Annotated in this window: 27 protein-coding genes, 1 tRNA gene and 1 pseudogene; 17 read left to right on the forward strand and 12 right to left on the reverse strand. The window is 70.8% G+C overall.

Annotated features, from left to right (window positions below):
- Positions 1 to 52: 52 nt before the first annotated feature.
- The 8 genes from WA788_RS03850 to WA788_RS03885 all read right to left on the reverse strand — a co-directional run bounded on the left by WA788_RS03850 (position 53) and on the right by WA788_RS03885 (position 3,899).
- Complete coding sequence (locus WA788_RS03850) at positions 53 to 175, reverse strand: hypothetical protein (protein WP_335971594.1); 123 nt, start codon at positions 173 to 175, stop codon at positions 53 to 55.
- Positions 172 to 741 (reverse strand): DUF6907 domain-containing protein, encoded by a 570-nt coding sequence (locus WA788_RS03855; RefSeq protein WP_335971597.1) that lies wholly within the window; start codon positions 739 to 741, stop codon positions 172 to 174. Before WA788_RS03855 ends, WA788_RS03850 begins: the two co-directional genes overlap by 4 nt.
- A gap of 38 nt (positions 742 to 779) precedes the next feature.
- Positions 780 to 1,673 carry a helix-turn-helix domain-containing protein gene (locus WA788_RS03860; RefSeq protein WP_335971599.1) on the reverse strand — a complete coding sequence of 298 codons (894 nt, stop codon included), beginning with the start codon at positions 1,671 to 1,673 and terminating at the stop codon, positions 780 to 782.
- Positions 1,670 to 2,137 carry a DUF6907 domain-containing protein gene (locus tag WA788_RS03865; RefSeq protein WP_335971600.1) on the reverse strand — a complete coding sequence of 156 codons (468 nt, stop codon included), beginning with the start codon at positions 2,135 to 2,137 and terminating at the stop codon, positions 1,670 to 1,672. Before WA788_RS03865 ends, WA788_RS03860 begins: the two co-directional genes overlap by 4 nt.
- Positions 2,138 to 2,242: 105 nt before the next feature.
- A complete protein-coding gene (locus tag WA788_RS03870; RefSeq protein WP_335971602.1) occupies positions 2,243 to 2,605 on the reverse strand; it encodes a hypothetical protein in 363 nt (120 codons plus the stop codon).
- On the reverse strand, positions 2,605 to 3,333 hold the full coding sequence (locus WA788_RS03875) for a GntR family transcriptional regulator (protein ID WP_335971604.1): 729 nt from the start codon (positions 3,331 to 3,333) through the stop codon (positions 2,605 to 2,607). The genes WA788_RS03870 and WA788_RS03875 overlap by 1 nt, the downstream gene beginning before the upstream one ends.
- Complete coding sequence (locus WA788_RS03880) at positions 3,330 to 3,587, reverse strand: hypothetical protein (RefSeq protein ID WP_335971606.1); 258 nt, start codon at positions 3,585 to 3,587, stop codon at positions 3,330 to 3,332. The genes WA788_RS03875 and WA788_RS03880 overlap by 4 nt, the downstream gene beginning before the upstream one ends.
- A gap of 18 nt (positions 3,588 to 3,605) precedes the next feature.
- Positions 3,606 to 3,899, reverse strand: coding sequence for a hypothetical protein (locus WA788_RS03885; RefSeq protein WP_335971608.1), 294 nt, complete (start codon positions 3,897 to 3,899; stop codon positions 3,606 to 3,608).
- Positions 3,900 to 3,958: 59 nt separating this feature from the next.
- On the opposite strand from WA788_RS03885, the gene WA788_RS03890 reads away from it, so the two are divergent.
- Both WA788_RS03890 and WA788_RS03895 read left to right on the forward strand, forming a co-directional pair.
- Positions 3,959 to 4,714 (forward strand): GntR family transcriptional regulator, encoded by a 756-nt coding sequence (locus WA788_RS03890; RefSeq protein WP_335971610.1) that lies wholly within the window; start codon positions 3,959 to 3,961, stop codon positions 4,712 to 4,714.
- A 57-nt stretch (positions 4,715 to 4,771) separates the two neighbouring features.
- On the forward strand, positions 4,772 to 5,428 hold the full coding sequence (locus WA788_RS03895) for a hypothetical protein (RefSeq protein WP_335971612.1): 657 nt from the start codon (positions 4,772 to 4,774) through the stop codon (positions 5,426 to 5,428).
- A 280-nt stretch (positions 5,429 to 5,708) separates the two neighbouring features.
- Here WA788_RS03895 and WA788_RS03900 read toward each other — a convergent pair whose 3' ends face one another.
- Positions 5,709 to 6,479, reverse strand: coding sequence for a glycosyltransferase family 2 protein (locus tag WA788_RS03900; RefSeq protein WP_335971613.1), 771 nt, complete (start codon positions 6,477 to 6,479; stop codon positions 5,709 to 5,711).
- A complete protein-coding gene (locus WA788_RS03905; RefSeq protein WP_335971615.1) occupies positions 6,476 to 7,264 on the reverse strand; it encodes a GntR family transcriptional regulator in 789 nt (262 codons plus the stop codon). Before WA788_RS03905 ends, WA788_RS03900 begins: the two co-directional genes overlap by 4 nt.
- A 340-nt stretch (positions 7,265 to 7,604) precedes the next feature.
- Here WA788_RS03905 and WA788_RS03910 point away from each other — a divergent pair, with 340 nt between their 5' ends.
- The 12 genes and pseudogenes from WA788_RS03910 (at position 7,605) to WA788_RS03965 (ending at position 15,409) form a co-directional block, all read left to right on the forward strand.
- Positions 7,605 to 7,976 (forward strand): hypothetical protein, encoded by a 372-nt coding sequence (locus WA788_RS03910; RefSeq protein WP_335971617.1) that lies wholly within the window; start codon positions 7,605 to 7,607, stop codon positions 7,974 to 7,976.
- Positions 7,977 to 8,020: 44 nt separating this feature from the next.
- On the forward strand, positions 8,021 to 8,296 hold the full coding sequence (locus WA788_RS03915; RefSeq protein WP_335971619.1) for a hypothetical protein: 276 nt from the start codon (positions 8,021 to 8,023) through the stop codon (positions 8,294 to 8,296).
- Positions 8,293 to 9,432 (forward strand): hypothetical protein, encoded by a 1,140-nt coding sequence (locus tag WA788_RS03920; RefSeq protein WP_443033968.1) that lies wholly within the window; start codon positions 8,293 to 8,295, stop codon positions 9,430 to 9,432. The genes WA788_RS03915 and WA788_RS03920 overlap by 4 nt, the downstream gene beginning before the upstream one ends.
- A gap of 99 nt (positions 9,433 to 9,531) precedes the next feature.
- Positions 9,532 to 11,610 (forward strand): cell division protein FtsK, encoded by a 2,079-nt coding sequence (locus tag WA788_RS03925; protein WP_443033969.1) that lies wholly within the window; start codon positions 9,532 to 9,534, stop codon positions 11,608 to 11,610.
- A gap of 260 nt (positions 11,611 to 11,870) precedes the next feature.
- Positions 11,871 to 12,065: a hypothetical protein gene (locus WA788_RS03930; RefSeq protein WP_335971621.1), complete on the forward strand. Its 195-nt coding sequence runs from the start codon at positions 11,871 to 11,873 to the stop codon at positions 12,063 to 12,065.
- 33 nt (positions 12,066 to 12,098) lie between these two features.
- Positions 12,099 to 12,293, forward strand: coding sequence for a hypothetical protein (locus WA788_RS03935; protein ID WP_335971623.1), 195 nt, complete (start codon positions 12,099 to 12,101; stop codon positions 12,291 to 12,293).
- Complete coding sequence (locus tag WA788_RS03940) at positions 12,290 to 12,544, forward strand: hypothetical protein (RefSeq protein ID WP_335971625.1); 255 nt, start codon at positions 12,290 to 12,292, stop codon at positions 12,542 to 12,544. The genes WA788_RS03935 and WA788_RS03940 overlap by 4 nt, the downstream gene beginning before the upstream one ends.
- A gap of 102 nt (positions 12,545 to 12,646) precedes the next feature.
- Positions 12,647 to 13,267 (forward strand): hypothetical protein, encoded by a 621-nt coding sequence (locus WA788_RS03945; RefSeq protein ID WP_335971627.1) that lies wholly within the window; start codon positions 12,647 to 12,649, stop codon positions 13,265 to 13,267.
- A gap of 40 nt (positions 13,268 to 13,307) precedes the next feature.
- A complete protein-coding gene (locus WA788_RS03950) occupies positions 13,308 to 13,613 on the forward strand; it encodes a DUF6303 family protein (RefSeq protein ID WP_335971630.1) in 306 nt (101 codons plus the stop codon).
- Positions 13,614 to 13,767: 154 nt separating this feature from the next.
- A pseudogene (locus WA788_RS03955) lies at positions 13,768 to 13,953 on the forward strand (helix-turn-helix transcriptional regulator); the annotation flags it as partial.
- Between the two features lie 55 nt (positions 13,954 to 14,008).
- On the forward strand, positions 14,009 to 14,836 hold the full coding sequence (locus tag WA788_RS03960) for a hypothetical protein (protein ID WP_335971633.1): 828 nt from the start codon (positions 14,009 to 14,011) through the stop codon (positions 14,834 to 14,836).
- Between the two features lie 6 nt (positions 14,837 to 14,842).
- On the forward strand, positions 14,843 to 15,409 hold the full coding sequence (locus WA788_RS03965) for a hypothetical protein (RefSeq protein ID WP_335971635.1): 567 nt from the start codon (positions 14,843 to 14,845) through the stop codon (positions 15,407 to 15,409).
- A 162-nt stretch (positions 15,410 to 15,571) separates the two neighbouring features.
- On the opposite strand, the gene WA788_RS03970 is transcribed toward WA788_RS03965, so the two are convergent.
- Together WA788_RS03970 and WA788_RS03975 are read right to left on the reverse strand one after the other, a co-directional pair.
- Positions 15,572 to 15,658 (reverse strand) — tRNA-Ser (locus tag WA788_RS03970).
- 84 nt (positions 15,659 to 15,742) lie between these two features.
- Positions 15,743 to 17,593 carry a S1C family serine protease gene (locus tag WA788_RS03975; RefSeq protein WP_335971638.1) on the reverse strand — a complete coding sequence of 617 codons (1,851 nt, stop codon included), beginning with the start codon at positions 17,591 to 17,593 and terminating at the stop codon, positions 15,743 to 15,745.
- A 235-nt stretch (positions 17,594 to 17,828) separates the two neighbouring features.
- On the opposite strand from WA788_RS03975, the gene WA788_RS03980 reads away from it, so the two are divergent.
- From WA788_RS03980 to WA788_RS03990, 3 genes are all read left to right on the forward strand, one after another.
- A complete protein-coding gene (locus WA788_RS03980) occupies positions 17,829 to 18,740 on the forward strand; it encodes a glycerophosphodiester phosphodiesterase (protein ID WP_335971639.1) in 912 nt (303 codons plus the stop codon).
- Positions 18,741 to 19,192: 452 nt separating this feature from the next.
- Entirely contained in the window at positions 19,193 to 19,759 is a 567-nt protein-coding gene (locus WA788_RS03985) for an ATP-binding protein (RefSeq protein WP_335971641.1), read from the forward strand.
- Positions 19,760 to 19,998: 239 nt separating this feature from the next.
- A complete protein-coding gene (locus tag WA788_RS03990) occupies positions 19,999 to 20,970 on the forward strand; it encodes a DUF5926 family protein (RefSeq protein WP_335971643.1) in 972 nt (323 codons plus the stop codon).
- Positions 20,971 to 21,174 lie beyond the last annotated feature (204 nt).

Genomic DNA, 21,174 nt, shown 5'->3' on the forward strand with positions numbered 1-21,174 from the left:
GGGGTGGGAGGGGCGGACGGGGGCGCATTGCGGCGCCCGGAGCGGAGTCTTCTCAGGGGGTGGGCTGGCTGGCGATGGCCAGTCCGAGGACGAGTCCACATCCGAGGGTCAGGCCGGCGATCAGCGCGATGCCGGTCCAGCCGGCTATGAAGGCGATCTTCCAGTGGCGGATCACGGGATATCGGCCTTGCCCTGGTCGCTGACGGTGGTCGTGGGGTGGTGGGTGGCCCAGTCCTCGCGGGCGGTGATGAGGGCAGGGAGGACCGTGGTCTCGAAAAGCGCTGCCTGGGCGCGGAGTTGGTCGGCGATGCGGTGGAGGTCGGCGGGGGCGAGGTTGCCGACCTCGTATTCCTCGATGATGGCGAAGTTGGCGGTGGGGATGCGCTGTTGGAGCTGCTCGGAGTAGGGGTAGCACTCGATCTGGACGACGACGTACCAGTAGCCGGGCCCGCCGAGGGCGGTGTCGGCGAGGGGGGCGAGGGGGGCGATGGGCTCGGCGGGGAGCATCTCGAAGTGAGAGTAGCTCCGCAGGCGGCGCATGGCCTGGTCGAGAGGTATGCCGGTGCGGCTGGGGTTATCCATGGACCAGTCGGGCTGGTAGCCGGTGAGGTTGATGCCCTCGGTGGTGGTGATGGTCCAGGTGTGCGGCGTGCTCTCCTGCTCCGGCGTGGTCGGCTCGGGGATGGGTTCGGGTGGACGTGGGTCGGTGGGGTGGTCGAGGTCAGCGATGGTGGGGTTCATGGGCGTGGACTCCTGTGTGGGGCTGTGGAGTTGATCGGTCAGGGTGCGGTGGTGCGGAGGGCGCGGAGGTGTTCGATGGTCTGGGCGGGGTTGAGGGCGGTGTCGCGGAGGGCGTCGTAGGTCTGGCGGAGGTGGTCGACGTCGTCGGGGTCGTCGGTGACGTGGCTGGTGAGCGCGCTGTTCGCGGCGGCCAGGTCGCGGCCGACGTGGAAGGACAGCAGGTGGATCGGACCGGCGAGGAGGTGCGGGCCGGTGTGTGCGGGGAGGATGTGGAGGGTGATGGCGGGGTCGTGGGCTGCGGTGATGAGGTGGTCGAGTTGGTTGGTCCAGGTGGCGGCGTTGCGGGCGGCTCGGTGCAGGACGGCTTCGTCGAGGACGGCGCGGTAGCGGACGGGCCGGGATGCGGTGTCGGTGAGGCGGGCTTGACGTCGTCGCAGCGTTTCGATGTGGGCGCTGAGTGCTTCCGGCCGGTGGGGACCGGAGTTGGCGAGGTGCTCGCCAGCGTAGGCGGGGGTCTGGAGCAGGTCGGGGATGGTGGCCAGGGCGAATTCCTGAATGCTGGTCGCGGCCGTTTCCAGGGCTTCCATGCCTCCGACCGCGAGCCGTTTGAGCTCTCGCTTCGCCAGTTGCCACAGCGCGACGAGCAGGCCGTCGGTGTCGTAGAAGTGGTCCAGGGTCTCGGCGACGGTGAGGGTGCCGATGCGCCCTCCGCCTTCGAGGCGGTGGAGATAGGACTGCTCGTAGTGGCACTGGTCGGCAAGCCCCTGGAGCGAGAGGCCGGCGCGCTTGCGCAGCGCGGCGAGGTGGGCGGCGTACAGGGCGCGGGCGGTCACGCCGCCGGGGGCGAGGACGAGTCCGCTCGCCGCCAGCACGCTGCTGCCGACCGGTGCGGCACCGGTAGTGGCGGGGGTCGACGTGTCGGGAGTGGTCATGAGCGGCCACCGGTGGAGGTCATGGGCCGGTTGGTCCAGTCGGAGCGGGCGTTGTCCAGGGTGGGGATGATGTCCCGGTCGAGGCGGTCGGCCAGGGTGCGCAGCTTCGCCACGAGGCCGGCCACTTCCTTCGGGCCGAGGTCGGTCAGCCAGAACTCGCCCGCGATCCGGATGTTGACCACGGGGCACCGAGGGTCGCTGCCGGTGGCGTAGGGGTTGCAGTCGATGCTGCTGCGCAGGATCTCCAACGGAGCGTCATGGCTGGTGGGGTTACCCGGCGAGTACGAGTCCAGCATCTGTCCGGGGAAGTCCACGTGGTGGGTGATGTCGGCCAGCCGCGCGGCCAGTTCCTCCGGCGGCACATCCACCTCGCTCGGGTCTTCCTGCGCCCAGCGGGGCAGGTACCCGGACACGGTGACGCCGCTGGTGGTGCTGATCGTCCACTCGCGCTTCCGGTCGGCCACGCATGACCCCGCATTCGTAGTGCCGACAGTCATCGGCTTGGTTTCCTTTCGTCGGTGGGAGCGTTGCGGCGTCGAGGAGGGACCGCAGCTCGGGTGAGGCGGTGATCAGGTGGCGTCCCACCGCCCGATCGCGCGCTCGTTGAAGGACTGGACGACTTGGCGGAGCCGTACGGTCTCCCTCGCGTCCTCGTCCACGTCAGGCACCGGGAGTCGCCCGCCACGGCTCTCCGCGACGCGCAACGCGTCCGCGAGAGCCATGCAGAGGTGCGCGACCATGACACGCAAGTCGCTCTCGGGTGGGGCCTGTTCGGCCGTGTACTTCCGTACGTTCGCCAACAGGTCGCGGCCCAGGCCGAGTTGCACGGCCTCCACGTTGTCCGCGAGCCGGGAGAGGAACGACGAGCCGCTCGCGTCCGTGTCCAGGTAGCAGGGCTTCCCGTCGGCGCCCTGCCACGGCAGGAGCCGCATCACCGTGCCACCCCTTTTCCGTCGGCCGCGGCAATGCCCCTCGAATCTCCCGAGAAGGCGGCTTCGCCCCAGATGCCGGGCAGGACGACGTGGACACAGGCGACCGTCCGACCGCCGCCCGCCGTGACCGTCCGATGGATCGCGAGCACCGGCGTACGGGCGGTGATGCGCAGCGACTGTGCTTCCGCACCGGTGGGAAACCGGGCGGTGACCTGGTCGTAGCTGTTCACCTCCGAACTGCCTTCCGCCGACACGTCCATGAGGCCGCCGAGGATGTCGTCGCCCCACGGCGAGGTCCCCGCGGGGAGCACCCGACCGCCGGACACCGCATGCGGCACGTGGACGTGCGCGAGCACCTGCGGCCCGTCCTCCCGATGGCTGAGGCACACGTACTCGGTGATCGGGTCACCCGCCGATCCGCCGAGGTGGGCGGCAAGTTCACCGGACGCGGCCCGTTCGACAACGCTGACGACGACGTGAAGACCCTCGGTACCGCCGGGATACGTGATCCGCTCCGCCGGCCGGCACACGAAGTTGCCGCGGCCCTGGAACTTCGCGATAAGGCCCTCGGCCTGCAACACGTCGAGCGCGTCACGGAGCGTCGGTGTACTGACCTGGTACCGCGCGGCGAGCCGCGTCTCCGGCGGCAGCCGGTCCCCCACGGCGTACTCGCCCGCAGCAATCAGCCGGCGCAGGTCGTCGGCGACGACCTGGTAGCGCGCGGTCACAGCGTCGCCGCGAGTCCGGGTCCGCGGCGGCTGCCGCGTCGTCGCTCCGCGGCGAGCACGTACGGACGGACGATCGCGGTCTCCTCGGCGCGGATGACGCTCCAGCGCGGAACAAGCTGCGCCGCAAGGACGGCAGGGAACAATGGAGTCGTGCGCAACTGCTGGCGCAGCAGCGGCATTTGACGGTGCCGTCCAGCGGGCGGGAAGAGCTGTCGCGCGATCCACACGGCAGCCCGGAGGAAGAGTTCGGGCATCGGTTCAGCTCCTACGGTTCAGGGTGTTCCCGGTGACGCGTGACGCGCCGGGCCGGGGGCTGTCCGCACGACCGCCCACAACTGGCGTCCGCGCGAGGTGCTGTCGGCAAAGCCGAACCGGTCGGCCGTTTCGAGGACCGCCAGAAGCTCCGGCCAGCTCCCCATGGGGAAGTCGGCCGGAACCAGCGCTTCGATCCGCACGCCGTCACCGTCGTCCGTCCGCTCGGGCCTCAGACCTACGGCCGTCAGGCGCGTGCAGATGTCGACGATGCGAGCTTCGGATGGGGGCACAGAACGGTCCTCCGTTGCCAAACAGGCACTCTCAGTGAAGCTAGTTCACTAGATTAGAGCTAGTGGACTAGATTGTCCACATGCCTGATCAGCCGCCGTATCTCCGGATCGCGGACGCCCTCCGCGAGCGCATCGCCGACCAGGAATGGGCCCCCGGCGACCGCCTGCCGTCGCGCGCCGACCTGGCCACCGCGTACGGCGTCGGCGACAACGTCATCCGCCGCGCCCAAGAGCTGCTGATCTCCCTGGGCACGCTCGAAGGCCGCGCCGGCTCCGGCACGTACGTGGCCGAGCCCCGCCAACGGCTCCGCATCGTCCGCTCCGTCTACCGCGAGCAGGCGGGCGGTTCGCCCTTCCAGTCCGACATGGCGGCCCTCGGCAAGCGCGGCACCTGGGAGAGCCGTACCGACGCCAAGATCCCGGCTCCCGCCGACATCGCGGCCCGACTCGGCATCGCCGAGGGCGACTTGTGCGTCCGCACCGCCTACGAGTTCCTCGCCGACGGCAAGCCCGCCCAGCTCTCCACCAGTTGGGAGCCCTACGCCCTCACCGCGGGCACCCTCGTTGTCCTCCCCGAGGGCGGCCCCCACGCCGGCACCGGCGTCGTCCACCGCATGGCCCAGATCAGCGTGACCGTCACCCGCGCAGTCGAGCAGCCCTCACCGCGCGTCGTGACCGCGGAGGAAGCCGCACTGCTCGGCGTCCAAAAGGGCACCCTGGCCACGCACATCCAGCGCACGTACTACGCGGAAGACGGCCGCCCCGTCGAGACCGCGGACATCGTGGTCCCGGCCAACCTGTGCGAAGTCGTCTACGAGGTCCCGGTCAACCCGTAGCCTCATCAGCGATACCGCAGCCCTAATGAGAACACCCTCATAACGATGGAGTCGTGCGTGCCCCATCAGCGCCAGCGCATCATATCCGTGCTACTCCTCATCGGGATACTCGCACTCTTCACTGGAGGGGCTGCACAGACACGCCCATCCGGGCAGAAAAAATCATCAGCCGAGGCGGATGCACAAAGAAAAAAGACGACCCGCAGAGCAGTTACACTGGCCGACGCGGTTCTCCCGTATCCCACCGGCGTAATGCACTACCCTGCCAAGAATACTGGCTACATGGACGTCGCCGGTTTCGTCAAACATGTCTACCAGAAGGACTACCAGTCCTACGAACGGACCTTCCTCGCCAACCATGGATTCATATCGGCATACTGCCGAGGCTGGATGGCTCCCGACGGATTCGAGTCCGACATCTGGCTCGCAAGGTTCTCAACCAGCGGACAGGCTCGTTACGAGTATCAGAGCGTAGCCTCCGCCTTTAAGTGGGAGAAAAGCCCTAATGTCGCATTCCCCGACCCAGCCGTAGCCGGGGAGGGGACGATGTCGCCAGAGAAAAGCAAGTACAACAAAACAGTAACTCAAATAGCAGCCTCATGGGGCGACATGTTCATCTACGTCAAAACATACAGCCCCGGCGATCCCGACAAGATCGCAACCATGACGCTCATGCAGCAAGAAATGCAGCTCTTGATCCAGAAATCGCAATGAGCGGACAATTTCCCGAAATTCTGGCCAAGTAGTCCACTCAGGCCGAGACGGACATGAGGCGGTAGTCGCGCGCTTTCGGCGAACCACTGCGCAGCCGCTTACGAAGCCCATGCCCGGCCGTAGCGTTCTGCGGACTCCATAACGTCAGCCAATCGACGAATATATGCACTATCCACGGAATCCCGCGGGCCAGAGATTTCCGATATAGGCAAACCTTGGGAAGTGAGTAAACCCGCTGTTCACGACAAGGTGCTCCCCGGGCATGCAGGCATGTTCTGACTCAATCGGCCGCGGCCAGGCGCCAACCGGTATCGGCCAACGCCTCGGCACGGGCCGCCACCACCGCCATACGGGCTTCGCGTTCGGCCTCGTCCGTGTGGCTCGGCTGGGCCGTGGCCTGGCCGGGCCACTTGCGGTAGAGGAGGCCGTACTCCCGGGTGAAGTAGCCGCGGCTCAGGGTGTTGAGGGCCAGCAATAGGCCCGTGTCCTCGGAGGCGGGGAGAGCCATCCAGCCGCCCAGAGCAAGCAGCAGGTCGCGGCGGACGAAGAGGGTTGCCGGATGGACCTGGGCGCGGAAGCCGTTGGCCTTCCAGTAGTCGACGACCGCGCCCCGGGAGAGGGGGCCGTCGGCCGGGTCACCGTCGAAGCCGGCGGTGGAGCCGTCGGGGAGAAGGTCCAGGACGCGGGAGGTGGTCCAGCCGAGTTCGGGGTCGCTCTCCAGGAGGGCCAGGTCGCGGGCGAGGGCGCCGGGGGTCAACTGGTCGTCGGCGTCGAGGACTTTGACGTACGGCCCGGAGGCGTACGCGAGGGCCATGGTGCGGGCGACGCCCGGGCCGCCGGGTCGGCCCTGGTGGAAGGTGACGCGCGGGTCGTCCGGGACGTGGGGTCGTACGACGTCGCCGCGGCCGTCCTCCTGGATGATCCAGTGCCATTCCCAGCCGTCGGGCAACTCCTGGGCGCACAGCGACTTGTAGGCGTCCGCGAGGTACGGCGCCGAGGGGGCGTGGACTGCGGTGATGACGTCGATCCGGCGATCCGCCACGGCGGTCACCACCTTCCCAGGTCGGTGACGAAGGTCATCTCCGTGCGGTCGCCCGGCAGCCGGACGTAGGAGTGCTCGACCACGCGGCCGTCGGTGTCGTACGAGGTCTTGCCCAGCACGATGAGGGCGGTGCCGGGCGGCAGGCCGAGTTCCTCGGACTCCTCGGCCGTCGGCGGGCGGGCCGATACCCGCTCCTCGATGCGGTCGAGTTCGATGCCGATGGTGAAGAGCTGGTTCTGCGTGCCGCCGGGCCAGGGCTCGTTGGTCGCGTCCAGGAGTTCCGGGTTCACGGCGACCATGTCGCGCACTAGGTAGGAGACGACGAGGTTGAAGGGGTAGTCCTCCGCCTCGTACCGGGTGCGGTACGTCCGCTCCACCATCGTGGTCCCGACCGGGACGCCGAAGATCGCGGCGAGTTCCTCGTCGGCCTCGACCTCGTCGTACACGGCGTAGAAGACGAGATCGTTCACTTCGAGCCCGGTGTCGTGCTCGGTCGACCCGGTCTTCTTCCGCTGCTGCTCCGGCTCGCGCGCCCGGTCCTTCTCCCACTTGTGCCGCAGGTTCGAGCGGAGGATCGGGGTACGAGGCTGCCGGACGAAGTTGCCGCGGCCGTGCTGCTTCTCGATCAGGCCCTCGGCCTGGAGGAGCCCGAGCGCCTGGCGAACGGTCGGCAGGCTCTTGTTGTACTCCTCTACGAGCACCGTCTCGGAGGGCAAGCGGTCACCGGCCCCCAGCTCACCTGCACGGATGCGGTCACGTAGATCGTCTGCGATCCGTTCGTATGCCTTCGCCATGCGGCTCACCGTCCTGATCATCGGCCCGCGCCAGCATACAACTCCTCAAGAGGTCTTGACGACTTAAGGAGTCGCGTGTCACAGTCACTCACGAACTCCTAAAGAGGACCTGAGGACAGGATCTCTTGATGAGTTGCTGTGCCCCGGAGCGTCCGGAGGGCCCGCGAATCGGTCCCTAAGGCAACGCCCGTTGCTTGAGAACTCCACAGAGCGCCTGAACGAACGAGTGCTTTTGATCCCGGCACGTCCGCTGCCCCGTCTCAGCGGTCGGCGGCCGCGCCGGGGGTCATGACCGCTCGTCCGTGATGAGCGGTCCCCACCACCTCAAAGGAGGGACCCGATGCATCTCGCAGTCGGCGACGTGGTCCGCGACCGCACCGACCAGGCCCTCGGCACGGTGGCTGGCCTCGCCAGGCACCCCGACGGCCCCCTCGTCGCCTTCCAGGTCGCGTCCGAACTGCACATCGCCGATCCGGGCGACCTCGACCTCGTCGCCCGTGCGGCGGTTCGGGCCACGCCTCGCCGGAACGCGGCCCGCGCCACCGGTTACGTCCTCGCCGTGCTCTTCGCCTTCGTCGCTGGCCACTCCGCGCGTGAGGTCGGCGCCGACTGGCTGCTGACCTTCCTCGCCGGCGTCGGCGGCTTCAGCGCCGTCACCACGGCCGTCCGCTGGTCGGCGCGGTTGGTGTCGCCCCGGAGGTTCCGCATCTGAGCCGCTCAGCGGCGCCCCGTCTCCGTACATGAGCAGGAGCTTCCATGCGTACGTTCACCCGTCGTAGCGAGAGCGGCGACGACTTGGAGTTAGGAGAACTCCCGGGATGCTTCCGGGAGCTGTTCCGCGGTCCGCCCGGCGTGCACGAGGCTGCGGACGAACGGGCCGCTCGCCTGGCGGTGGCCCGCGACGTACTCGCCGAGCTGCTGGACGAGGGCAACCGCGACGACCTTGCCTTGCAGGACGCCTGGTACGCCCTACGGCTCGGCGGCGCCGAGCTGCTGCGTAGCGCTGCGGTCCCGGTACGGGAGGCGGCGTGAACGCCTTCGCGAGCCTCACCCGTACCCCGGTCGCCGCGTTCGCCCTGATCGCGCTGGCGGCCTGGGCCGCCTGGCTCCTCGTCCGGCAACTGCGGCGCGGCACAACGGCGGTGCGCGTCGCCGCCCTCGCGGCGGCCGGCTGCACGGCGTACAGCGCCGACACCTCATGGCGGTTCGCCGCCGACTACCTCGACATGGCGGGAGCCACCGAGCGCGCCGCCATGTTCGGTGCGGCCGAACTCGCCCTATTCGCCACCGCGTTGCTGGCCCGGCAGAACCTGAACGGACCGAGCGCGGCTCCCGGAGTCCCCGGCGTGCTCGTCTGGGTGATCACGGGAGTGCAGATCATCCCCGCGTACGCCGAGTCCGGCCCGATCGGCGGCACCGTACGCGCCTTCGTCGGTCCGGTGCTGGCGGCACTGCTGTGGCACCTCGCGATGGGCATCGAGCTACGGCACCGCGCACCGGACACGTCGTCCCACGGAATCGGCGCCCTGCTGATGAGGGAGCTGCGGGAACGTCTGCTCTCCCGACTCGGGGTCGCCGAACGACATCGCGATGCCGCCCAGATCACCCGCGACCGCGCCACCGTACGAGCAGTGGCGCTGGCCGCCCGGCTCGCGGAGATCAGTCCGGCACGGCGAGGAAAGCGGCGCGGTCGGCGGATCGCGCGCCGGCTGTCCGTAGCTGTGGCCAAGGCGTCCGTCGGCACCGACGCCGATCAGCGCGACAAGTTGCTCGACCAGCTCGCGGCCCGCCGTCACGCGGCCGGCCTCGCGACGGTCGCGCTGCCGTCACCGTGGGCGGCGCGACCGGACCCGACAGCGTCCGCGCTGGCTCACCACGTGCGCGCGCAGATGACACGGGCGACGGCGAACGCTCGCCGCTTCCCGCTGCCACCGTTCACCGAACACCAAGCGGGGAGCACGGCTTCAGGAGAGACGCGCTCTCCCGAACGTTCACCCGCCAAGCTCGGCACCTCCGAGGCGCTGGCAGCCATCGAACGCGGTTGGACCGACGGCCTCACCGTCCGCGAGACCGCCCGCCGCGCCACCCGGGCCCCGAGCTACGTCCACAGCGTGTTCGTACGGCTCGACCGTGAACGCGGCCCGCGTCCGGTGAACACGCCGCGTTGACGCCACTCGCTTCGCGCCACCCCATCACCGGGGCCCGGCCGCTGCTTTGGCGGGTAGGGCCGAGCCCCGGCGTCCCCTCCGTGCAGGAAGGAACCACCAGTGGAACATCCCCGATCCGACGACACACCCGTGGAGACGTCCTTACCACCGCCCGACGCCGTGCCCCTGGTCGACCCGCCCGGCGACCGCCCCGGTCATGGCCTCACCGATCGCATCCACGGTGCGAAGCGCCGCCCGATCGTGCCGACGTGGGCGCGCTCACGGCGAGATCTCCGTGGCGCTGCACGGTGGGCGGGCGGATACGTCGGCCACGTCAGCGCGTATCACGCGGTCCGTCTGCCCTGGTACGCCGTCCGCCTCTCCCTTCAAGCCCCGCGTGGCACCGCACGTTTCGTCGGCGGCTCGCTGCGGTGGGTGGCCGACGCGGAAGGCGGCCCGCTGCGACAGGCCGCGGCCACGCGTGAAGACGTCGAGGAGTACCTCAAACTGTCACGGCAGCGGGACCGGCGGGTGCGGTGGCGTACGGTCGTCGGCATCCTCGCCGCCGTCTTCGGGACGGCGACCGCTCTCGCGCTGTACGTACTCGCCCCTGCGTGGGTGCTCGCTGCGGGCGGGGCGTTGCTCACCCTCGCCCTCGGCCGACTCGGGCAACCCAAAGACGCGCCGGTCATCCACCGGGCCGTGGACATCCCGAGGGCGACCAAGCTCACCAGCGACATCGTGCTGCGCGCGCTCGGCGCACTCGGCATTCCCGCGATCAACCAGGCCCAGGCCAAGGGGAATCCGGGATTCGCCTTCACCGCACCCATCACGCGCGACGGCCCCGGATGGCTCGCCGAGGGTGACCTTCCCTACGGCGTCACCGTCACCGATGTCCTCGACCGCCGAGAGAAGTTGGCGAGCGGGCTGCGGCGCCCACTCGGGTGCGTATGGCCGGAGGCGGTCCCGGATGAGCACACCGGGCGCCTGCGGCTGTGGGTCGGCGACCAGGACATGTCCAGGACCCGGCAACCCAAGTGGCCGCTCCTCGCCGCTGGTTCGGTCGACCTGTTCAGGCCGCAGCCCTTCGCGACCGACCAACGCGGACGATGGGTCTCGCAGACACTGATGTACGTCTCCGGGATCATCGGAGCCGTCCCCCGGATGGGCAAGACGTTCCTCCTGCGCCTGGTCCTGCTGATCGCCTGCATGGACCTGCGCGCCGAGATCCACGCGTACGACCTCAAGGGCACCGGCGACCTCTCGCCCCTCGCCCGCGTCGCCCACCGCTACCGGGCCGGCGAGGAAGAGGACGACATCGCCTACGCGCTCGCTGATCTCCGGGACCTGCGCGCGGAGCTGAGGCGTCGGGCCCGGGTCATCCGGGAGCTGCCGAAAGACCTGTGCCCGGAGTCAAAGGTCACCTCCGCACTGGCCGACCGAAAGTCGCTCGGCCTGCACCCGATCGTCATCGGCGTGGACGAGTGCCAGAAGTGGTTCGAACACCCCCAGCACGGCGCCGAGTTCGAAGAGCACTGCACCGACCTCGTCAAGCGCGGCCCCGCACTCGGCATCACGCTGCTGCTCGCCACCCAGCGGCCCGACTCCAAGTCGCTGCCGACCGGCATCTCGGCGAACGCCACGGTCCGTTGGTGCCTCAAGGTCATGGGCCAGATCGAGAACGACATGGTCCTCGGCACCGGCTCCTACAAGCGTGGCATCCGCGCCAACACGCTCGCTTGGGCGGACAAGGGCATCGCCTGGTTCGTCGGCGAGGGAGCCGACGCCCGGATCGTGCGGTGCGTCGAGGTCGACGCGCCGACCGCCGACGCACTGGCCACGCGTGTTCACGAACTGCGCCTGCGAGCAGGGCGGTTGTCCGGCCACGCGCTCGGTGAGGTGCCGGCCGAGAACGGCGCGGCAACGTTCGACCTGCTGACCGACCTCGTCTCCGCGCTCCCGCCCGGCAAGAGCAAGGCGTGGAGCGAGGACATCGTCGCCCGGCTCGCCGAACTCCGCCCCGAGGTCTACACGGGCTGGACGACCGAGCAACTGGCCGCCGCCGTCAAGCCGTACGGCCTCCGCACCGTGCAGGTGTGGGGCACCGCTGAGGGCAAGGGTGCCAACCGCCGCGGCCTGCGCCGTACGGATGTCCTCAAGGCCCTCGCTGAGCGCGACAGCGGTACTGCGGCCGCGTAGTTACGCGTAGCTCGGCGTAGTTGTGCGTAGTCGCCGACCGGCATGTGCGCGTAGTTGCGCGTAGGACCCGAGGCTTCGGGCCTAGCACCGCGCCCCGCTAGGTCTAGCACCTCCGCTAGCGCCTCGCACTACCTCTGACCTGGCCACTAGCTCCTAGCAGCCCACATTCCGCACGCCCTAATTCCGCCCTGGAAAGGGGTCCCATGTCTTCTCTCACGGCCGCTATAACGCTCGCCGTCCTCGCCGTCGCCTGCTACGCCGTGCTCTGCGCCGCGAGCCCGCTCGGGGTCTGCCGCAGGTGCGGCGGGTTCGGCTTCAAGGTCCGGCAGAACCGGCGCGGGCGGATCGTCCGGGGCCGGGAGTGCCGCCGCTGCCGCGGCTACGGACAGCGCGTCCGGGTCGGCCGCCACCTCTACAACGTCGCCACGCGGCTCCACCGCGAGGGCACCCGCTGACCGCCTCCGCTCGCTCCTGAGAAAGGCACCTCAATGGCTTTCAGCATCTCCGCGCTCGTCCTCTTCGGCGCGCTCGTGGCCCTGCTCATCCGCTACCGCGCCCTCGGTGCCGGCGCCGCGATCGTCGCCCTGCTCTTCGGCTTCTACCTCGCCCGCAGCAGTGCCGCCCCGTCCATCGACCAGATCATGTCCGCCCTACGCGACGCCATACCCGGCAACCACACATGACCCCAGGGGAGTTCACCATGTGCGTCCAGAACACCGCGCCCCGGCTCTCCCTGATGGCCGTCGGGGACCTCCGCGACGCCCTCACCGCCCTCGAACTCGGTCAGGGGCCCACCGCGATCACCGCGTTGATGTCCATCGACGCCGAGTCCTGGCAGGCCGTCGAACACCGCCTCGCCGCCGTCGGCGGGGACCTCCGCCAGCTCCTCGAACGCGCCGGGCTCGCGCCGGCCCCGGCCGGACCGCTGGACTGACGGCCCCCGGTACGGCTCCAACTCCCCTCCCAAAGATGTGCGTTGGAGCCGCTCCGAGGACCGGACAGCCCGGCCTGACGGACAGCCCGACGGAGGAAACCGATGCCCGAGACCACCCCGGAATGGCATCTCAGCCTCCTCGACAGCGTGCGCGCCCTCGCCGCCGCCACCGAGGAACTGCGCGCCGCCCACCAGCACGCCCGCCACACCGCCCGCATCACCGACCCCGGCCGCATCGTCCCGGTCCCCGGCCTGCTCACCATCCCCGGCGGAGACCAGCCCGTGCGTCCCCACGACGAGGCGCTGTGGCAGCTCAGCGACCTGTACATGGTCCTCGAACACCACACCCGCGACCTGTACGAGAACGCCGCCCTCGGCTACGCCCACGGCACCGCCAACGCCGTCGCCGCCGTCCTGCGCGCCGAGCGCCCCCACCACGCCGAGCTCCCCCGCGACCGCCACGGCAACTACCCCCTGGCCGCCGACGACCTCCCCGACCTCAGCAACTCCCTCACCATCCAGGCCGGCGCCCGCGACCTCACTGCCCTCCGCAACCAGCTCATCGCGTGCGAGCAGGCCCAGGACACCGAAGAGGCCACCGAGGAAACGGGGTTGTCGACCACCCTCGCCGGCACCGCCCACGCCTACGGCCAGCACGCAGAGCGCGCCCTCCACCACCTCATCCACTACGCCGACACCCACGGCTTCCTCCGCGCGAGCTGACCCCCGCGCCACCCGCCCACGCCCCCGACGAACGGAGCACATGCCCCACACCCGCGCCATCCGCGCCCACATGATCCAGTCCTACGACGGCACCGAATGGCAGGTCTTCGTCGCGCTGCCCGACGAAGCCCGCTGGCCCACCGTCCCCTTCCCCCTCGCCGACGGCATCCCCACCCTCCGCGCCCGCACCAACGCCCTCGCCGCCCTCGGCTACGCCCTGCTCGACGGCGAACACACCTGGGACTGGATGGAAACCGTCTTCGAGGGCGACCCCGACGGCACCGTCTCCCTCGTCGCCACCACCACCGTCGCCCCGACCCACCCCACCACCGACGACCACACCTGACTCGGCCCGGAGCAGCGGCCAACCGGCCAAGGACACCCGCTGCTCCGGCCTCCCACCCCGCCAAGACGGCACAGGAGGTGCCCCCAGCATGCCCAAGCACCCACCCAGCCATCCGCGCGCCGGCCGCAGTCCGGGCCACCCGAAGCCACCCCCGCGCCACCCGAGCCTCAAACTCCCGGAAGTCCTCGACGAGATCGGCATGTCCCGGTCCGCCTTCTACCGCATGCGCGCCCGCGGCAAGGCACCGAAGTGCATCCGCCTCCCCAACGGCCAGATCCGCGTCCGCCGGGGCGACCTCGACGCCTGGTGGTCGACCAACTGCCAGGACCTTTCCGACTGACCAGATCCCAGGTTTGTGCCCCTCAGCGGGGCACACACCCGCCCGGAGGTACGTCATGCTCACCTACGACGTGCGGATCTGGAGTGTCCGGAGCCGCCCGAGCAAGAGTTCGCCCTTCCAGTTACGTTGGCGCGTCGGTCCGCAGACCCACTACGCGCCTTTCGCCAACTTCACGCTCGCGGACGGCCGCCGCTCGGAGTTGATGTCCGCCGTCCGGCGCGGCGAGCAGTTCGACTCGGAGACGGGCCTGCCCGCGAGCGAACTGCGCGAGCGTCGCTCGCCCACCTGGTACGAACATGCTTGCGCCTACGCCCTCATGAAGTGGCCGCGGGCCGCGGCCAAGCACCGCGCAGGAATCGCAGAAGCTCTCACGGTCGTGACGCCTGTCCTCGTTTCCTCCACCAAGGGGATGCCGGAACGCGCACTGCTCCGGCGGGCACTTCGCGTCCGAGCCTTCCAGATGTGCCGTACGGAGGACGGCGTGGTGGCCCGCAAGGACGCGGAGTTCGTCCCCGACGACGAATCGGCAGCCCTTGTCTGGATCGCCAAGAACTCGCTCAGGATGGCGGAACTGGGGACCTCCGAGAGGATGCGCGCCGCGCTCACGGCCCTGTCCCTCAAACTCGACGGCACCGCCGCGGCGGACAACACGTTCCGTCGGCGGAGGACCACCTTCAACAACTCCCTCCGCTACGCCGTCGAGCGGGATCTTCTCGCTACGAATCCACTCTCGCGCATCGACTGGAACCCGCCCGACACCGACGACGAAGTCGACTTCCGCTACGTTCCCGAGCCTGCGCTCGCCCGTGCCCTCATCACGGCCGTGGCCGCGCAGAGTTCGCGGGGCGAACACCTCGAAGCCTTCTTCGGCTGCCTTTACTAGGCGGCCATGCGCCCTTCCGAAGCCGCCGCCCTCACCAAGAAGGCGTGCGTTCTCCCTGGCGAAGGGGACGATGAGGCGTGGGGCGAACTGGTCCTGGCCGAGTCCAGGCCCGAAGTCGGCTCGGGTTGGACGGACGACGGTGCGTCGTACGAGAAGCGCGGGCTGAAAAGGCGGGCGCGCAAGGCCACACGGCCCGTACCGATCCCGCCGGTGCTTGTCCGGATGCTGCGGGAGCACATCAGGGTCCACGGCATCGCGCCGGATGGGCGGCTCTTCCGCGCGGCCGGCGGCGGTCGCGTGCGTTCGACGGAGTACACCGAGTTGTGGCAGGGAGCACGGGAGAAGGTGCTGTCCACCGATGAGGTCGAGACCCCGCTCGCCGAAGTCCCGTACACCTTGCGGCAGGCAGGGGTGTCCCTGTGGATCAAGGCAGGTGTGGACCCGGTCGAAGTCGCCAGGCGTGCCGGGCACAGCGTCGCCGTCCTCTTCCGCTTCTACGCCAAGATCCTTCGGGGCGTCCAGCGCCACGCCAACGAGTTGATCAGCAAGGCGCTGGCCAACCAGGGGGGATGACAGAAAGTGTCCGCCGATCAGGGTGCCGGAATCTGACCACAGGTTGACCACACGCACTGGTCGGCGGTGGGACACGAGGGCATACACGCGGGACAGCAAGACCAGGTGGGGGCGGGTCTCCAGCTTCGAGACCCGCCCCCACCTGCACGTTTACCACCTCTGCGGAGGCTGTGGGATTTGAACCCACGGTGACATCGCTGCCACGACGGTTTTCAAGACCGTTCCCTTCGGCCGCTCGGGCAAGCCTCCCCGGGTGCCGGTGGGGCACCCGGGGACAGCGTATCGGGTTGTCCGGGCGGGGCGGGAAGGGGCGGGCGGGGGGAGGGAGGGCCGTCAGCTGTTGCTGTCGCCGGTGCGCTGGCCGAGCGTCAGGGTGGTGGTGTGCGAGGAACCGTCACGGGTGTACGTGAGGGTGACCTGGTCGCCCGGCTCGTGCTGCCAGATCTCACCGATCAGCGTCTCACCGCTGTCGATGAGCGTGCCGTCGAACTTGGTGATCACGTCGCCGGGCTTGAGCCCCGCCTTCGCACCGGGCCCGTTGGCGGTGATCGCGGAGCTGGAGTCCGTGGAGATCTGGGCGCCGTCGCCGTCGTACTGGGTGTTGAGGGTGACCCCGATGACCGGGTAGACCGGCTGGCCGGTCTTGATCAGCTGGGTGGCGACGCGCTTCGCCTGGTTGATCGGGATGGCGAAGCCGAGGCCGACGCTGCCGCCCTGGCTGCCGGCCGTCGAGCTGCCGCCGGGCTGGATCGCGGAGTTGATGCCGATCACGGCGCCGTCGGCGTTGAGCAGGGGGCCGCCGGAGTTGCCGGGGTTGATGGAGGCGTCGGTCTGGATGGCGCTCATGTAGGAGGCGCTGCTGCCCTCGCCGTCGCTGGAGGCGACCGGGCGGTGGACGGCGGAGACGATACCGGTGGTGACGGTGCCGGCCAGGCCGTAGGGCGCGCCGACCGCGATGGTGGCGTCGCCGACCGCGGCGTTGTCGGAGTTGCCGAGCGGCAGAGGGGTGAGCTTGACGCTGCCGGGGTTCTTCAGCTTGATGACGGCCACGTCGTATCCCTGGGCGCGGCCGACGATCGAGGCGTCGTACGTCTTGCCGTTGGAGAAAGTGACCGTGAGCTTGCCGCTGTCGGCGGCCGGGGCGACCACGTGGTTGTTGGTGAGGATGTGGCCCTGCTTGTCGAAGACGAAGCCGGTGCCGGTGTCGGACTCCTGGCTGTTCTGCGCCTTGATGGTCACCACGCTGGGCAGCGTCTTGCTGGCGATGCCGGCCACCGAGGTGGGGGCGCGGTTGAGCGCCTTGCTGCTGCTGGCGGCGCTGATCGTGGTGGAGCCGGAGTCGTCGTTGTTCTTGGCGGCGTAGTAGCCGATCCCGCCGCCGACGCCGCCGGCCACCAGGGCGGCGACCAGCACCGCGGCGACCATCCCGCCGATGCGCCGCTTGCCGCGCCCCTCGCCGGACGGCGAGCCGGGGGGCATCGGGGTGCCCCACACCGGGCCGCCGGGCGAGCCGGGGGTGCCGGAACCGGGCTGCGGCGTGGCGTACGAGGGTGTGGACGGCACCGCGTACGGGTCGTGCGCGGCCGAGCCCTCCTGGGAACCCTGGTGCTCAGGTCCCTGCGGACCCCCCTGCTGACCGGGCTGGCCGGGCTGGCCGGGTTCGCCGCCCTGCGCCGTGCCGTACGCCGCCGCGGGAGCACCGTACGCAGGCGTCGGAGCGGCCGCCGGAGCCGCCGGCTGCGCGTACTGCGGCGGCGCGGGCGGCGCGGGCTGGACCGGGTGGGCCGGCTGGACGGGCTGAGCCGGCGGCACCGGCTGAGGCGCCTCGTACGACGGCGCCTTCGCCGCCTCGTACGGTGACGGAGCCCCCTGCCCGGCCAGCGCGCTCGGCGGCGGGCCGTACGGCGACGGCGGACCGACCGGCGGCGGCGCCTGCGGCGGCACGGCGTCGGTGCGCTGCTCGCCCGGGTGGGCCGGCGCAGCGGCGGCGGGAGAGGGCGCCGGAGCCGCGGCGGGCCCCTCGGCACCCGCGTCCGGCGCCTGCGGCGGCACCTGGTCGGCGGGGGCCGGAGCGGCGGGCGGCGCGGCGGGGGCCAGCGGAACGTGCGCAGCCGGGGCACCGTCGGACGTGCCCGCCGACTCCGCAGCCGGTACGGACGACCCGGCTTCGTTCTCGGTGCTCACAGCGTTTCTCCTCAGGGTCATGACGAACGACGAAAGACATAGGGACCGATCACGTCGTGCACCCAGCATTTCCTATGACGTGTCGGACCGCCGTAAGAGGTACCTGTGCACGCGCACGCATGCCGCCGGTCGGCCGTACGGGACCCGCCGCGCACCCGGCCCTCCGCACCCCCTGCGGCGCAGGCGGCCGTGGCACAGCTCCTGGCCGCCGGGCGCACGGTGGCACCATGGCCGGGTGACGTTTGCGCGCGTGGCCCCGGAGCCGTACCCGGAGGGACGGCCGGTCCAGGTCGTCGCCCACCGGGGCGCCTCCGAGGACGTACCAGAACATACGCTCGCCGCGTACCGGAAGGCTATCGAGGACGGTGCGGACGCGCTCGAGTGCGACGTCCGGCTGACCGCGGACGGCGAGCTGGTGTGCGTGCACGACTGGCGGGTGAACCGCACGTCCAACGGCCGCGGCGCGGTGTCGTCCATGGAGCTGGCGGACCTCGCCGCACTCGACTTCGGCTCCTGGAAGGGCCAGAACGCCGACCCCGAGGCGCCGGAGCGCTTCACCCAGGACCGGTTCGGCGGCGACGGCCCGGAAAACCCGCACGCCCCGGATGACCCGGACGCCCCGCACGATCCGAACGACCCGGGCGAGCGCAGCCGGGTGCTGACCCTCCGGCGGCTGCTGGAACTCGTCGCCGACACCGACCGCAGGGTCGAGCTGGCCATCGAGACGAAGCACCCGACCCGCTGGGCCGGACAGGTGGAGGAACGGCTGCTGGAACTGCTCGGCCGGTTCGGCCTGGACCGCCCGGCGGCCGGGACGCCCTCCCAGGTGCGGGTGATGAGCTTCTCCGCCCGCTCCCTGCGCCGCGTCCACCTCGCCTCGCCCGCCCTGCCGACGGTCTACCTGATGCAGTACGTCTCCCCGCGGCACCGCGACGGACGGCTGCCGGCGGGCGTGGGCACGGCCGGCCCGAGCATGCGGATCATCCGCGCCAACCCGGGCTACGTGGCGCGCCTGCACCGTGCCGGGCACCAGGTGCACGTGTGGACCGTGGACAGTCCCGAGGACGTCGAGCTGTGCGCGCGGCTGGGCGTCGACGCGATCATCACCAACCGCCCGCGCCGGGTGCTGTCCCAGCTCGGCCGCTGAACGGAAGGCGGCCGCGTACGGCGGCGCCGCCTTCCGCGCCCTCGCCGCTGCCACCGTCACCGCTGTCACCGCCGCAGCCATCGCCACCGTCGTCACCGCCCTCCGCCTTCCGCCTTCCGCCTCCGCCGCGTTGCCGACGGGCTCCGCCGCCGTCGCACGCGAGGCGCGCGCCTCACGGGCCGAATCGTTACGCCATGCGCCGGATCGTGCCGTACCCAGGGCGTGTCCCATATCAGCCGTCAGTGTGCCGTAAAAGATCGCGCTTGGCCTGTTTCCGCTCGAGTGCCAAGGGGCATCCACCCTGTGGCGTGGGGTGAAACAAGGAGGTCTCGGGGGTGTCGTTGATGGTGGCGCAAGAGGTGCCGACGTCCACGGCCGTGGCCCTGCCCCATGGCCCGGCGGGTGTCGCGGAGGCGAGGCGCAGGCTGCGTACGGACCTGTACGCACGCGGAGTGCCCGAACCGGTCGTGGACGACGCGGTCCTGATCCTCTCGGAACTCATCAGCAACTCCTGTCGGCACGCCCGCCCGCTGGGTGACGACGTGCTCGACGGGCTCGGCGCGAGCCGCGCGGGCAGCGGCACAGGTAGCGGTACGGGCGACACCATGCGGACACCGGAGGACCGGGCGGGCGTGCAGACGCCCGCCCGCCATCCGGGCCGCCCGCAGCGACCGGAGCGCGACCCGCGGCCGCAGGGCCGCATACTCGCGGCCTGGTCGGTGGACGACGGCGGAATGCTCGTCCTGGAGGTCACCGACGGCGGCGGCCCGACCCGGCCGCGCCCGTCGAGCCCCTCGCTGACCGCCCACGGCGGCCGGGGTCTCGGCATCGTCGGCAGCCTCGCCCTGCGCTGGGGCGTGCGCGACGCACCGGGCGAGGTGACGGTCTGGGCGCAGCTTCCGGTGCGCGGCCGGCACGCCCGCCGGGACACTCCCATGGGCACCGGCATCGGCCTGCCCCTCGGGGTCCCCCTCAGCCTCCCGCTCGACCTCGCCGAGTCCCTGGACGACCTGGGCTAGGACGCTCGGCGCCGCACGAGCGGCCACCCCGCCCGTCGGCGCCGGGGTCGGCTCGTACGGCGGCCCGTCCGTCGTACGGCGGTGCCGAGGTCGTACGGCCGCGCCCCGGCACTCCTGACCCGTACGAACCAGGACGCGCGCGCGGCGCGAGGGCCGTTGCGGCGAGGACCGGGCCCGCCGACCGCTAGGCTCGCTGGCCGGAAGAACGCCGTACCGGGAGAGACCGGGAGACATCCAGCATGGCCAAGAAGCGCGCGACCGCCACCAAGTCCAGCAGCCGACAGGCGGCGGCAGGCGATGCCGTACCTGTCGTCGGCGCGCGCGAACCGTGCCCGTGCGGCTCGGGGCGGCGGTACAAGGCGTGCCACGGCCGGGAAGCGGCGCACGCCGTCACCGAGTTGGTGCGCCGCCCGTTCGAGGGGCTGCCGGGGGAGTGCGACTGGGTGGCGCTGCGCGAACTGGTGCCCGCCGCCACGGTTCCACTCACCCTGAAGGCCGAACTGCCCGAGGGCGTGCCGTCGGTGACCTTGGGCACGGTGCTGCCGATGGCCTGGCCGGCGCTGCGCCGCGACACCGGCGCCGTGCTGCTCGGCTTGCAGAACGACGCGTCGAGCGGCGACATCAGCCGCGACCTCGCGGACACCCTGGCGCGGGCGCTGACGGCGGAGCCGGGCAACCCGGTGGAGAGCCGGCGCCCCGCCCCGGACGCGCCCCGGTTGCAGGACCTGCTCGACCTGTCCGTGCCGTTCGAGCCGCAGGTGCACAGCGGCTTCGAGTTCTGGCTGGAGGACGCGAGCGCGGCCGGCGGCGAGGTGGCCGCGTCGTTGGAGCGGGCCAACCAGGCGGCGATCCCCACTGTCCGGCTGACCGGCGTGGACGCCGCGTACTGGTGCGAGACGCCGGAGAAGAACCACCTGCGCTGGGTGATGCCGCAGCCGGAGGACGACCTGCTCGACGCGTTGGCGCGGCTGCACGCCGCCGGTGCCTCGGGGCTCGGCGAGGGCACCCGGCTGGTCGGCTCCTTCCGGGCGCACGGCCTGATGGTGCCGGTGTGGGACCTGCCGGTCGGCATGTCCGCGGAGGAGGTGGAGAAGCCCGCCGCTGCGTTCGGGGAGCGGCTGGCGGAGACGCTGGGCCGTACCGGTCCGCTGACCGCGGAGGAGCGTAGGGCGCGCAGCGGCTTCACCAACCGCCAGATCACGCTGAGTTGACGCGGACGCACCCCCCGAAAGGTACCGACCAAGCGGTCGGTCAGTGATTCCGATCACAACTCCCCTGGAAACACCGGGTCATGGCCCGGCTCCCCCGAACGGGGAATTTGCTAACCGCCGAAGTCTTGTTACCGTTTGAACAGCCCGGTCGCTGGTGCATCCCCCGTCGCCAGCGGCCGGGCCTTTCCATGCCCCGGCCCGTGC

The sequence above is a fragment of the Streptomyces sp. CA2R106 genome (genome assembly GCF_037034245.1).
Lineage (GTDB): Bacteria > Actinomycetota > Actinomycetes > Streptomycetales > Streptomycetaceae > Actinacidiphila.